Raw genomic sequence first — 14,158 nt, 5'->3', positions numbered from 1 at the left:
CCTGATCTTTAGCGAAATTCGGGCGGGCATTGGTCCATTTCTAGGGCACGTGGCCTTAACCACGCCGCAACCTGTCGGTCATCTGGCAATCCAGCCCCGTATTAATTGCGTCACGATCGCGCAATGTGGTCCGTAATCTTCGCCGCAGTTGCATCTATTCTGGCACTAAGGCGACGAACTGACTGGCCCTATCTGCGTCAAAGTTAAACCGTGATAGTATGACGACGCGCCCTTGCGGCGTCCCTGATTCCATGCGGAGTTTTGATTATGGATACACTGACAGCAAACGACCTGAGCCATGTAGTTGACGCCGACCGCGCCCACGTCTGGCACCACCTTGTACAACACAAACAGTTTGAAACCGGTGAGCCCCGCATCATTGTCGAAGGCAAAGGCATGCGCGTTTGGGACCAGCATGGCAAAGAACATATTGATGCCGTTGCAGGCGGCGTCTGGACCGTCAATGTTGGCTATGGCCGCGAAAGCATTGCCAACGCAGTGCGCGATCAAATCCTGAAGATGAACTTCTTTGGTGGCACAGTCGGGTCAATCCCCGGTGCGCTTTTTGCAGAAAAGTTGATCAGCAAAATGCCGGGTATGACGCGGGTTTATTACGCAAACTCTGGCTCTGAAGCCAATGAGAAGGGTTTCAAGATCGTCCGCCAGATCGCCCATAAACGCTACGGCGGCAAAAAGCATAAGATCCTGTATCGCGAACGCGACTACCACGGATCGACCCTCGCGACGATGTCGGCGGGTGGTCAGGACGAACGCAATGCACAATATGGCCCCTTCGCACCCGGTTTTGTGCGCGTTCCCCATTGCATGGAATACCGCAAGCACGAACAAGACGGCGCGCCTGACGAAGGGTACGGCGTTTGGGCTGCCAACCAAATCGAAGACGTGATCCTGCGCGAGGGTGCGGACACAGTTGGTGCGTTATGCCTTGAACCTGTCACCGCCGGTGGTGGCGTCATCACGCCCCCCGAAGGATACTGGGACCGCGTTCAGGAAATCTGCAAAAAGTACGACATCCTGCTGCACATCGACGAAGTCGTCTGCGGCGTCGGTCGCACGGGCGTTTGGTTCGGCTACCAAAACTACGGCATCAAGCCTGACATCGTGACAATGGCCAAAGGCGTGGCATCCGGTTACGCGGCGATTTCGTGCTGCGTCACAACCGAAGCCGTGTTCGATCTGTTCAAGGACGACTCGTCTGACCCAATGAACTACTTCCGCGATATTTCGACCTTTGGCGGCTGCACAGCAGGTCCGGCAGCGGCACTTGAAAACATGCGCATTATTGAAGACGAAGACCTGATGGCAAATACCCTTGTCATGGGGGACCGCATGGTCGCCAACTTGCAAGCTTTGGCGGAAAAGTATCCCGTCATTGGGGATGTGCGCGGCAAAGGTCTATTTGTTGGGGCTGAACTGGTGACAGATCGCGACACCAAAGACCCGATGGACGAAAAGCGCGTCGGCGCGGTTGTTGCAGATTGTATGCAGCAGGGCGTTATCATTGGGGCCACCAACCGGTCCATACCGAGCAAGAACAACACACTGTGTTTCTCACCTGCTTTGATCGCCACAGCAGATGATATCGATGAGATTACGGATGCCGTCGATGCTGCTTTGGGCCGCGTGTTCGGCTAGAACGACCGCAAAGAGCGAACAAGGGTCGGGATCAGGGATGGACCTGACCCTTTGTTTCGCGCCAAGATGAAGCCATTCATTTCAAGGTCAAAGGCTTTTAGCATGCTCCGTTCACTCCTCATTATCCTCACATTCGCCATTGCCCTACCCGCTTATGCGCAAGAAACCTGCGACTATGCAGGCGACAACGAATGCGATGAGGAACGATACGGCGGCCAAGGCTACTGTGACGCGGGAACCGATACCAGCGACTGCCGTCAACTCGCGTCAGGGATAGATGACGACAGCTGCGAATGGGCGAACGACGGTGCCTGCGATGAAATGCGTTATGGTGGCGAAGGACAATGCGTTGACGGGTCCGATGCCACCGATTGTGATATGTTCGGGACCTCACCAGAAGCCCTCGAACGCCTCCTCGCGCTCGTGCCTGCCAATCTGCGCGGCCAATTGGGTGATGATACCTGCCAGTATTCAGGTGACGGCGAATGTGACGATGTCGCCTTTGGTGGCACAGTCTTTTGCGACGCCGGCACTGACGCCACCGATTGCCGTGCCATGGCACTGGGCGGCGAAGACAGCTGTCGTTGGGCGAACGACAACGAATGTGACGAGCCGGGCATCGGCACCGAAAACTGCACGTCTGGCACAGATTTAACCGACTGTGCGGCCGTGGCCTATCTGCGCAACCGCACCGATGCCTGCAACACCGCCTTTGACGGTATTTGCAACGAAACATCGGATGGCAATGGCACTTGTGAGCCGTTTTCGGACACCGCTGACTGCTTGGGCCGGTCACGCCCCGCTGGTCTGGAAAACCATTTCTTTGGCCGCGACGACCGCTTCTTGGTCGATGTGACACAGGCGCCGTGGCGCTCTATCGGGTCCCTCGAACTGCAGGATGGCACCTGTACGGGCACGTTGGTCGGTCCATCGCTGGTCCTGACGGCTGCGCATTGCGTAACCGATACGGGTGATGAAACCCTGACGCCTGTTCGTTTCTCGGCCGGTCTTTCCTTGGGCAATTCGCAAGGCGAAGCCAATGTCGTTGGTGCAGTCTTTGATCCTGCCTATTCACCCGACACGCAACCTGCGGGCGGTGGCAACGGCCACGACTGGGCGCTGGTCATTCTGGATCGTAACTTGGGTGATGAAGTCGGGTATCTTGATATCCACGAACTCACCGCTGCGAACCTTTCACAAATCGGACGGTCCGGTTTGCTGGTCAATCAGGCGGGCTATTCGTGGGACACTGGCGACAATATGTCTGGCAACCAAGGCTGCCGCATTGTCGAGTCGTTTGAGGACAATTCGATCCTGCACGAATGTGACACCGCACAGGGCGACAGCGGATCACCGTTCTTGCTCAACGTCGATGGGATATGGCAAATTGTTGCCGTCGACAGCCAGTTCTTCAGCGCAGAGAACGAAAAATCCCCCTTCGCGCAGGCCAACCTCGCGGTCGACAGCCGCGCGTTTGCCGCCGCCGTTGCGCAACAGCAGTGACGTGAGACGCCCCTCTGGCGCCATAAGACCAGTTTACCTCAGCCATGGGGCCAGTTAAAACGACCCATGGCATTACCCGTTGAAACCTTCTTTCTGCAATCGGATGCAAGCGGCACCTTGCAGACCCAAATCCGCCAATTGGTCGCCGAAGGTATCCTCGCGGGGCGCTTCCGGCCGGGTGAAAAGCTGCCATCGTCGCGCAAACTGGCGCTGCACCTTGGCGTCAGCCGCATTACCGTCACCCTCGCCTTTACCGAACTTCTGGCTGATGATTATATCATCGCACGTGGTCGATCAGGCTATTTCGTGTCCGAAAACGCGCCCGAACCGCCAGCTTTTCCTGCCACCAGCAGCGATCACAGCACCGTCGATTGGGGCCGCGCCATCGGCCAGCGGTTCACCACGACACAAAGCATGTCAAAACCTGCGGATTGGGCGACATTCAAGTATCCGTTCATCTATGGCCAAGCCGACCCAACGTTGTTTGATTCCGCCAACTGGCGCCTTTGCGCGCTGGAGGCATTGGGCCGTAAGGATTTCGACGCATTAACTGCAGACTACTTCGACAGCGACGATCCCAAACTGCTCGACTTTATTGCACGCCAAACCTTGCCCCGCCGTGGCATCCTTGCCCAACCAGATGAAATCCTGCTGACAATGGGGGCGCAAAACGCGCTTTGGCTGACGGCGCAGGTTCTGCTAACCCAGCGGCGCACGGCGGCCATCGAAGACCCCTGTTATCCAGCGCTGCGCGGCATCCTCGAACAATCGCGCTGCCACTTGCACGCGATCCCCGTCGATCAAAACGGGTTACCGCCCGACTCATTACCGTCTGAAACAGATGTGGTCTTTACGACCCCCAGCCACCAGTGCCCCACTGCCGCGACGATGCCGATGTCACGGCGTCGCGCGTTGCTTGATAAGGCGGAACAGGACGATTTTCTGGTTGTCGAAGACGACTACGAATTTGAAATGTCGTTCCTGAAACCCCCGTCCCCCGCGCTTAAGTCTCTCGACAAAAATGGCCGCGTGATCTATGTTGGCAGCTTCTCTAAATCGTTATTTCCCGGCCTGCGCCTCGGCTATCTTGTTGGTCCTGCACCGTTTATCCGCGAGGCCCGCGCGCTGCGCGCGTCGGTTTTGCGCCACCCCCCCGGTCACATCCAGCGCACCGTCACCTATTTCCTGTCACGCGGTCACTACGACGCGCTTGTCGGGCGGATGAGCCGGGCTTTCCATGAACGGCGCACAACCATTGACGCCGCACTTGCCGAACACGGCTTGAGGGTTGCGGGGGCGGGCAGTTTTGGCGGTTCGGCACTTTGGATGCGCGCGCCCGAACATGTGGACACGCGCGACCTTGCCCAGCGTCTGGCGGAAAAGAGTGTACTGATCGAACCGGGGCACGCGTTTTTCAGCGGCCCCTCCGCGCCGCTTAATTTCTACCGCCTGGCCTATAGTTCGATTCCGACACAACGGATTTCTAACGGCGTGGAAATCCTTGCGAAAACGCTCGCTGAAATGAGTTAGCTTCGCACGCGGCGCGCCCAAATTGTAAATCGACTCGACAAAGCGGCCCGGTAATGAGACCAGCAGTCTTAATATGTGAACGGCTGGCCCTAAAATTGGTATCCATCTGGACCTAACTGGGCCCCCGTCAAAGCCATACGTTGCACGCAAACTTGCATTGAAAGGGATTCCCAAATGAAAATGACGACCGAAGAAGCCTTCGTAAAAACACTCCAGATGCACGGCATCGACAATGCATTTGGGATCATCGGGTCCGCGATGATGCCGATTTCAGATATTTTCCCGGATGCAGGCATCAAATTCTGGGACTGCGCTCATGAAACAACTGGCGGCATGATGGCTGACGGGTTCACCCGCGCCACTGGCAAAATGTCGATGATGATCGCGCAAAACGGTCCGGGCATCACCAATTTCGTCACCGCAGTAAAGACCGCCTATTGGAACCACACACCTGTTCTGCTCGTCACGCCACAAGCGGCCAACAAGACCATCGGCCAAGGTGGTTTTCAGGAAATGGAACAGATGAACCTGTTCGCTGACTGTGTGGCCTACCAAGAAGAAGTCCGCGACCCGTCGCGTATCGCCGAAACCCTGAACCGCGTCATCATGCAGGCGAAACGCGCATCCGGCCCCGCACAAATCAACGTCCCTCGTGATTTCTGGACACAGGTCATCGACATTGAACTGCCAGTCATCGTTGATTTCGAATTGCCCCAAGGCGGCGAGATCGCAGTATCCGAGGCCGCAGCGCTGCTCTCAACCGCCAAGTTCCCGGTCATCTTGAACGGCGCAGGTACAATCCTGTCCCCCGGTGGCATCGAAGCATCGCGCATTTTGGCTGAAACCCTCGACGCACCTGTTTGTGTTGGCTACCAGCACAACGATGCATTCCCGGGCAACCACCCGCTGTTTGCTGGGCCATTGGGCTACAACGGATCCAAGGCTGGCATGGAATTGATTTCCAAGGCTGACGTTGTTCTCGCGCTCGGCACCCGCCTCAACCCGTTTTCGACCCTGCCGGGCTACGGCATTGATTACTGGCCAACAGACGCCAAGATCATCCAGGTCGACATCAACCCCGACCGTATTGGCCTCACCAAGAAGGTCACAGTCGGTATCATCGGCGACAGCGCCAAAGTGGCAACTGCGATCTCTGCTAAATTGGCAGACTCGGCAGGCGACGCGGGCCGCAATGACCGCAAGTCAATGATCGCGCAGACCAAATCCGCATGGGCGCAAGAACTGACATCCATGACCGAAGAACAGGACGATCCCGGCACCGACTGGAACCAGCGCGCCCGCAAAGCCAAGCCCGACTGGATGGCCCCACGCATGGCATGGCGCGCAATTCAGGCGGCTTTGCCAGTCGAGGCTATTATCTCCTCAGACATCGGCAACAACTGCGCGATCGGCAACGCCTACCCGTCATTCAATGAATCCCGCAAATATTTGGCGCCGGGCCTGTTTGGTCCCTGTGGCTACGGTCTGCCGTCCATTGTTGGTGCCAAGATTGGCCGCCCAGACGTTCCGGTTGTCGGCTTTGCTGGTGACGGCGCGTTCGGTATTTCGGTCAACGAACTCACTGCGATTGGTCGCGGCGACTGGCCTGCAATCACACAGATCGTGTTCCGCAACTACCAGTGGGGCGCCGAAAAGCGGAATTCCACGCTTTGGTTCGACGACAACTTCGTCGGCACTGAGCTGGACGAAGAAGTGTCCTACGCCGGTGTCGCTGAGGCTTGTGGCCTGAAAGGCGTAGTCGCCCGCACGCAGGACGAACTGACCGCTGCCCTGTCTCAGGCGATCAAGGACCAGATGGAAAACGGCATCACCACGCTGATCGAAGCCATGATCAACCAGGAACTTGGTGATCCGTTCCGTCGCGACGCCATGAAGAAGCCTGTACAAGTGGCCGGCATCTCCAAGGACGACATGCGTCAGCAAACAATGGCTTAATAGCCATTGCAAGATAGTGCCGAGGCGGGGGAAACTCTGCCTCGGTTCTCCAATCGTGAAAGGCCTCGTTTCAATGTCATCTTTTCTATCTGACGCCGTGGCCGACGCCCCCGCACATATTATCCGTCAGGCACAAGACGCGCCCACACCGCGTGTGGCCATCGCCCGCGCTGGTGCGCCGCTGCCGATGCTCGCCGCGTTTGAGGCAACACAAGCCAACATGATGGTGCCGCTGTTCACCGGCGAACGTGATATGATCCAAGCCGAAGCAGACAAGCTGGGCTGGGACATTTCCCAATACGAAATCATCGACACCGTCGGTGAAGCCGAAGCAGGCGCCGCCGCGGCGATGGCCTGTGGGACCGGTCGCGCGGACGTCTTGATGAAAGGCCAGTTGCACACGGACGCTTTCATGCGTGCTGCCGTATCGCGCGATGCCGGTCTGCGCACTGGCAAACGCTTTGTGCATATTTTTCATATTACCACGCCGGATGGGTCGCGTTCGATCACAATCTCGGACGCTGCGGTCAACGTGAACCCGGACCTCAACACCCGCAAAGACGCAACACGCGAAGTCGTCTCGCTGCTGCATAAAATCGGCAACCCGCGCCCCAAGGTCGCGTTCCTGTCAGCCACAGAATCCCCGATTGAAAGCGTGCCGTCGTCCATCGAAGGCCGCGAATTGCGCGATTGGGCGATTGAAAACATCACAGACGCCGATTTTTCGGGTCCGCTGGCGTTCGATCTGATCATGTCACCAAAGGCGGTGCAGGCTAAAAAGCTGACCGATGATCCTGTGGCAGGCCAAGCCGATGCCATCATCGTGCCTGACATCGTGTCGGGCAACGCGCTGTTCAAATCTTTCGTCTATCTAACAGGTGGCTGCGCAGGTGGCATCGTGATGGGCGCAAAGGTTCCGATTTTACTGACGTCGCGCGCAGACCCAGCCGCCGCCCGCCTGTCGTCCATTGCGCTTGGCGCAATCGTGGCAGCTAGCAAATGATCCTTGTCGTCAACGCGGGGTCTTCTTCGATCAAGGTGGCGCTGTTCCAGCCCGACCTGACCGAAGTTATGGCTGGCCAAGTCAGCGGCATCGGCGGCCCGTTGGCGCACATATCACTCGGGACAGACGACAAAGATATTGCAGCACCGAACCATGACGCGGCCCTTGGTGCGATCCTTGCCAGCCTCACCACGCAAGGCATTACGCCCGACCAACTTAGCGCATGCGCACACCGTGTCGTCCATGGTGGTACGTCTTTGGTGCAGCCCTGCCGGATTACCGATGATGTGATTGCGGGGATTGAGGCGGCAAGCCCGCTGGCCCCATTGCACAACCTCCACAATCTTTCAGGCATACGCGCCCTGCAAACACTGGCCCCCGACCTGCCACAATACGCGAGCTTTGGAACCGCGTTTCACGCGACCAATCCAGCCGTCGCCACCGCCTACGCGATCCCGAAAAAAGACCGCGATATGGGCATCCGTCGCTACGGGTTCCACGGGCTGTCTTATGCGTGGATCGTCACGCAGTTCGATGATCGCCTGCCGGACCGCCTGTTGGCATTCCACCTCGGCTCCGGCGCGTCACTGTGCGCGATCCACAAAGGCAAATCCGTCGCGACGTCCATGGGCTATTCGCCTTTGGACGGGCTGACGATGGGCACGCGGTCCGGCGCAATAGATGGCATGGCAGTTCTTCGCATGGCGGAAATTCACGGGGCCGCGGAAGCATCGCGGCGGCTGAACAAAGACAGCGGCCTTAAGGGTCTTGGCGGCGCCAATGACATGCGCCTGCTGCTCGCGGCCGACACAGATCAAGCCAACTTCGCGGCCGATCATTTCTGCTACTGGGCCGCGCGTCACGCAGGGTCCGCCATCGTCGCCATGGGCGGCGTTGACGCTGTTGCATTTACCGGTGGCATCGGCCAAAACTCCGCTGAAATCCGCGACCGCATCATGGCGCACCTCGCCTTCCTCGGTGATATTCCAGTGCATGTGATCGACGCTGACGAAGAACGCCAGATCGCACTGGATGCGACCACGTTGGGCGCCGCATGATTGACTGGATCCTCGCCACCACAAATTTAAGCGGGAACGATTTTGCGATCCTGATCTGCCTAACGCTTTTGGCTGGTCTGGTGCGCGGCTTTTCGGGCTTTGCATTGTCGGCCATGGTTATGGCCACGGCTGTGATTATCCTGCCGCCTATCGAACTGATCCCGATGCTGTGGTGGTTGGAAATGTCCGCGTCAATCTTGATGCTGAAAAACGGCTGGGACGGCGCAGACAAAACCATGACCTACGGCCTTGCCATCGGGGCGACCATCGGCTGGCCCATCGGCCTTGCCCTAACGGTCATATTGCCAGTTGCAGCGTCAAAAACCCTCGCCCTCGCAGTTATTGTTATCCTTGCCGTCACCTTGCTCGCCAAAATCCGCATGCCATTTCTGGCTACCAAAACGGGCCTTTACGGGTCAGGCATCATTTCCGGCATCGTTTCCGGCGTGGCCGGTGTCGGCGGCATGGTCGTCGCAGTCTATGTGTTGGCCGCTGATGCTCCTGCTAAGGTCATGCGGGCCTCGCTGGTGCTATATCTGTTCCTGAGCGCTGCGATCTCTATGGTCGTGCTGGTGGCATTCGGCATGATGGACACGTCTGGCATTGCACGCGGCCTTTTCTTTGCCATTCCGACGATGGTTGGCGTCTTCCTCGGCCAACAACTGTTTACCGAACGGCTGGCACCGTACTACCGTCCATTTTGCCTCATCCTTCTGATCGGCCTTGCCATGCTAGGCTTGGCCCGCACCCAACTCGCCTGAACTGAAAGGTCATCAAGATGCCCAAAGATCAACCGATCCTCGACACATCGCCCAAAGTTTCAGACGAGGTCCGCAAAACGACCTGTTACATGTGCGCCTGCCGCTGCGGCATCGACGTGCATATGAAAGCCCAGCCTGACGGAAAAATGAAAGTTGCCTATATCGAAGGCAACAGAGACCACCCCGTGAACCAAGGCGTTTTGTGCGCCAAAGGGTCTGCGGGCATTATGCAGGTCAACGCACCGTCCCGCCTGAAGGCCCCGTTGAAACGCGTCGGTCCGCGCGGATCAGGCGAGTTCGAAGAGATTTCATGGGAAGAGGCGCTGACAATCGCCACCGACTGGCTGAAACCGATCCGCGAAGAAGCCCCTGAAAAGCTGGCGTTCTTTACGGGGCGCGATCAATCGCAGTCGTTCACATCGCTTTGGGCGCAGGGGTTCGGCACACCGAACTACGCCGCCCATGGGGGGTTCTGTTCCGTCAACATGGCCGCCGCCGGCATTTATACGATGGGCGGCGCGTTCTGGGAATTTGGCCAGCCTGATTGGGACCACACCAAAATGTTCGTGCTGTTCGGTGTCGCCGAAGACCACGATTCCAACCCGATCAAGATGGGCATTGGTAAAATCAAAGGGCGTGGCGCACGCATGGTTGGCGTCAACCCGATCCGCACCGGATATAACGCCGTCGCTGATGATTGGTTTGGCATCACGCCAGGCACCGATGGTTTGCTGATCATGGCGCTGATCCATGAATTGTTTAAGGCGGGCAAGCTCGATCTTGACTACCTTGCGCGCTTCACCAATGCGTCCTGCATCGTCAATGAAGACCCCAAAAGCGACCAGAACGGTCTACTTTTGCGCGACGATGACGGCCAACCGCAGGTGATCGACAAGAACACCGGCAACCTTGCGCCGTGGAATGGCCAAGGTGTCGAACCCGATCTCGCCCACACACACCGCGCCGCTGGCGTCACCCACCGCCCGGTGTTCCATCTGATGGCGGATCGGTTCCTTGACCCGAAACACGCGCCCGAAATGGTTGCGGACGCGACAGGCATTTCCGCAGATCGCATCAAACGACTTGCCGCTGATATGGCGCATGTGGCGTTCGTCGAAGCGATTGAACTTGATCGCCCATGGACCGATTTCCGCGGCAAAAAGCACGCCAAAATGATTGGCCGCCCAGTGTCGATGCATGCGATGCGCGGCATCTCTGCGCATTCCAACGGGTTCCAAACCTGTCGCGCGCTGCACACCTTGCAAATCGTCCTGGGCGCCGTGGAAACCCCCGGTGGTATGCGCTTCAAACCACCCTACCCCAAGCCCGCGACGGCGCACCCGAAACCGCACGGCAAAGTCAACCCCGGTCAGGCGCTCAACGGTCCACACCTTGGGTTTGTGCACAGTCCCGAAGATCTGATGCTGCACGAAGACGGCTCTGCAATTCGTATCGACAAAGCGTTCACATGGGACAACCCGCTGTCGTCCCACGGCATGATGCATATGGTGATTTCCAACGCCCACGCAGGTGATCCGTACAAAATCGACACGTTGTTTATGTATATGGCCAACATGTCGTGGAACAGTTCGATGAACACGACCGGCGTGATGGAAATGCTGACCGATAAGGATGAAGAAACTGGCGAATACGTCATTCCTCGTATCATTTATTCCGACGCCTATTCGTCCGAAATGGTTGCCTACGCCGACTTGATCTTGCCCGACACCACCTATCTTGAACGCCACGACTGCATCTCGCTCCTCGACCGTCCAATTTCCGAAGCCGACGGCGTTGCCGATGCGATCCGCTGGCCCGTCATTGAACCGGATCGTGATGTGCGCGGGTTCCAATCGGTGCTGTGCGAACTCGGCGCGCGGCTGGACTTACCGGGTTTCGTGAACGAAGACGGATCGCAGAAATACGAAGACTACGCCGACTACATCACCAACCACATCCGCCGCCCCGGTATCGGCCCACTTGCAGGCTGGCGCATGGGCGACGACGGCCTAACCGAAGGGCGCGGCGACCCCAACGAAGGCCAGCTCGACAGCTACATCAAAAACGGCGGCTTCTGGGTGTCCCACGTCCCCGAAGAAGCGTCATATTACAAACCCTTCAACATGGCCTACCAAGCATGGGCGGTGAAAATGGGCTTTTATGACAGCGAACAGCCCTACATCTTCACGCCCTACGTCGAACCCCTGCGCCGCATGCAACTCGCGGCCGAAGGGCACGGCCGCGTGCAGCCACCCGATCATTTGCGTGAACAAGTCAAACGCACCATGGACCCGCTGCCGATGTGGTACGCACCGCTGTCCGATGACGTGATCGATACGGAAGAATTCAACGTCCACGCGCTGACCCAGCGACCCATGGCGATGTACCATTCATGGGGCACACAAAACGCATGGCTGCGCCAAATCCACGGGCTGAACCCGCTGTATGTACCAACGAAAATTTGGCAACAGCACAGCTTTGGCGACGGCGATTGGGCAAAGGTCACATCCCCGTCGGGTGTCATCACCGTACCAGTCGCGCATATGGCCGCATTGAACGAAAATACCGTCTGGACATGGAACGCCATCGGCAAACGCAAAGGCGCATGGGCGCTAGATGAAAAGGCACCCGAGGCAACCGAAGGCTTCCTGCTCAACCATCTAATCCACGAACTTTTGCCCGAAAAAGCCGACGGCATGCGCTGGTCCAACTCTGATCCCATAACCGGACAAGCCGCATGGTTTGATTTGCGCGTAAAGATCGAAAAAACCACGGCCCCCGCAGAATCCCAACCAGTGACCCCTGCGCAAAAGTCCCCCGTAGGCTATGGCCCGAAAAGCCAAGCATGGAAGGTCGGCAAATGAAGCGAACACTCCTCCTCATCTTCGCAGCCTTCGCGCTTATGATCGGCAGTTTCATCTGGTTCGTCACCACATGGGACGCGTCAGCAGAAGAACCCGTCAGCATGACCCAACCCATTCACATAGGGGCCACCACATGACAACTTTACCCACCTCAACGGCTAAAAAACTCGGCCTCGTGATTGACCTTGATACCTGTGTGGGCTGCCATGCCTGCGTGATCTCGTGCAAAGGCTGGAACACCGAAAACTACGGCGAACCACTGTCGGATCAGGACCCCTATGGCGCCGACCCGACGGGCACGTTCCTCAACCGCGTGCACAGCTACGAAATCCAACCCCCGGATCTTGGTCTAGGGGCCGCACCCGCGCAACTGGTCCACTTCCCCAAGTCCTGCCTGCACTGCGAAGACGCGCCTTGCGTGACCGTGTGCCCGACTGGGGCCAGCTACAAACGGGTCGAAGACGGCATTGTTTTGGTCAACGAACAAGACTGCATCGGCTGTGGATTGTGCGCCTGGGCCTGTCCGTATGGCGCACGCGAAATGGACGCCGAAGCCAAGGTCATGAAGAAATGCACCCTGTGTGTTGACCGCATCTATAACGAAAACCTGCCCGAGATAGACCGCGAACCAGCCTGCGTGCGCACCTGCCCGTCCAACGCGCGTCACTTCGGTGACTTTGCAGACCCGGAATCGAATGTGTCCAAACTCACGGCCGAGCGCGGCGGCATGGACCTGATGCCCGAAATGGGCACCAAGCCCGTCAACAAATACCTGCCCCCGCGCGTCAAAGATCGTGACCAAAGCCAAGACGTTGATATCCTCGCACCGTTTCTTGACCCCATTGCTACAGAAACAACGGGCTTTCTTGGCTGGCTCGATAAAGCACTCGATGCGATGCCGAGTTCTTCAAATGGCACGTCAAAAACCGGAGGCAAAAACTAATGCATCCCGCACCATCCGTTATCCTGTTCTCGACCCTCTCTGGCCTTGGCTTCGGCCTTCTGGCGTTCCTTGGCCTTGGCATGCCCGGCCCCACGGGCTGGGTCGCGTTCGTGTTCTTCGCCATCGCTTATCTGTTGGCCGTTGGTGGGCTGATCGCGTCAACCTTCCACCTCGGCCATCCCGAACGCGCGCTTAAGGCGTTCTCGCAATGGCGATCCAGCTGGCTGTCGCGCGAAGGCATTTGTGCCGTGGGCGCACTCATCATTATGGCGATCTACGGTGCTGGCCTTGTGTTTTTTGGCACCCGTTGGGGCGTCTTGGGCGTTATCGGTGCAGCACTTTCCATCGGCACGGTCTTTACGACCGCAATGATCTACACCCAGATGAAAACCGTCCCACGCTGGCACAACTTCACCACACCAACCATGTTCCTAAGCATTTGTATCGCCGGCGGCGCACTGCTTGCGGGGCAAATCTCCTTTGCTATTCCCCTGCTTGTCCTCGCTGGGGCCGCGCAGATCGCCCATTGGGTTCTTGGTGACACCGCGCTGGCCAAGTCTGGCACAACCATTGCCACGGCCACGGGTCTTGGCGCGCGTGGCGACGTGCGCGCATTCGAACCACCACACACGGGGACGAACTATCTGCTAAAGGAATTCGTTTACGTGATCGGGCGCAAACACGCGTTCAAATTGCGCGTCATCGCGATCGTCTTGATGGTCGGCCTGCCGCTTGTAATCCTGCTGATCAGCCCATCACACATCCTTGGCGGTTTGGCTGTGATCAGCCATCTGATCGGCGTCTTCGCCGCGCGCTGGCTGTTCTTTGCACAAGCCGAACACGTCGTTGGGCTGTATTACGGCAAACGCTAACAAAAAGGGCGC

General features: G+C 57.9%; 11 protein-coding genes. All 11 read left to right on the top strand.

The window, feature by feature from the left end; genetic code table 11:
* Positions 1-267 precede the first annotated feature (267 nt).
* Complete coding sequence (locus tag OAN307_RS03155; protein WP_015498403.1) at positions 268-1,656, top strand: aminotransferase family protein; 1,389 nt, start codon at positions 268-270, stop codon at positions 1,654-1,656.
* 102 nt (positions 1,657-1,758) lie between these two features.
* Complete coding sequence (locus tag OAN307_RS03150; RefSeq protein ID WP_015498402.1) at positions 1,759-3,159, top strand: trypsin-like serine peptidase; 1,401 nt, start codon at positions 1,759-1,761, stop codon at positions 3,157-3,159.
* A 66-nt stretch (positions 3,160-3,225) separates the two neighbouring features.
* Positions 3,226-4,689 (top strand): MocR-like pyridoxine biosynthesis transcription factor PdxR, encoded by a 1,464-nt coding sequence (pdxR, locus tag OAN307_RS03145; protein ID WP_015498401.1) that lies wholly within the window; start codon positions 3,226-3,228, stop codon positions 4,687-4,689.
* Between the two features lie 174 nt (positions 4,690-4,863).
* Positions 4,864-6,645, top strand: coding sequence for a sulfoacetaldehyde acetyltransferase (xsc, locus tag OAN307_RS03140; RefSeq protein WP_015498400.1), 1,782 nt, complete (start codon positions 4,864-4,866; stop codon positions 6,643-6,645).
* A gap of 73 nt (positions 6,646-6,718) precedes the next feature.
* Positions 6,719-7,648 carry a phosphate acyltransferase gene (locus OAN307_RS03135; RefSeq protein WP_015498399.1) on the top strand — a complete coding sequence of 310 codons (930 nt, stop codon included), beginning with the start codon at positions 6,719-6,721 and terminating at the stop codon, positions 7,646-7,648.
* Complete coding sequence (locus OAN307_RS03130; protein WP_015498398.1) at positions 7,645-8,706, top strand: acetate/propionate family kinase; 1,062 nt, start codon at positions 7,645-7,647, stop codon at positions 8,704-8,706. Before OAN307_RS03135 ends, OAN307_RS03130 begins: the two co-directional genes overlap by 4 nt.
* Positions 8,703-9,467, top strand: coding sequence for a TSUP family transporter (locus OAN307_RS03125; RefSeq protein ID WP_015498397.1), 765 nt, complete (start codon positions 8,703-8,705; stop codon positions 9,465-9,467). The genes OAN307_RS03130 and OAN307_RS03125 overlap by 4 nt, the downstream gene beginning before the upstream one ends.
* A gap of 17 nt (positions 9,468-9,484) precedes the next feature.
* Positions 9,485-12,331: a molybdopterin oxidoreductase family protein gene (locus OAN307_RS03120; protein ID WP_015498396.1), complete on the top strand. Its 2,847-nt coding sequence runs from the start codon at positions 9,485-9,487 to the stop codon at positions 12,329-12,331.
* Positions 12,328-12,468 carry a hypothetical protein gene (locus OAN307_RS28755; protein WP_015498395.1) on the top strand — a complete coding sequence of 47 codons (141 nt, stop codon included), beginning with the start codon at positions 12,328-12,330 and terminating at the stop codon, positions 12,466-12,468. The genes OAN307_RS03120 and OAN307_RS28755 overlap by 4 nt, the downstream gene beginning before the upstream one ends.
* On the top strand, positions 12,465-13,274 hold the full coding sequence (locus tag OAN307_RS03115; protein WP_015498394.1) for a 4Fe-4S dicluster domain-containing protein: 810 nt from the start codon (positions 12,465-12,467) through the stop codon (positions 13,272-13,274). Before OAN307_RS28755 ends, OAN307_RS03115 begins: the two co-directional genes overlap by 4 nt.
* A complete protein-coding gene (locus OAN307_RS03110) occupies positions 13,274-14,146 on the top strand; it encodes a dimethyl sulfoxide reductase anchor subunit family protein (protein WP_015498393.1) in 873 nt (290 codons plus the stop codon). Before OAN307_RS03115 ends, OAN307_RS03110 begins: the two co-directional genes overlap by 1 nt.
* The last annotated feature ends 12 nt before the right edge of the window (positions 14,147-14,158 follow it).

The organism is Octadecabacter antarcticus 307, assembly GCF_000155675.2.
Classification (GTDB): domain Bacteria; phylum Pseudomonadota; class Alphaproteobacteria; order Rhodobacterales; family Rhodobacteraceae; genus Octadecabacter; species Octadecabacter antarcticus.
The sequence above is the reverse complement of the archived record's forward strand: the minus strand, read 5'-3'. Positions and strand labels throughout refer to the sequence as shown.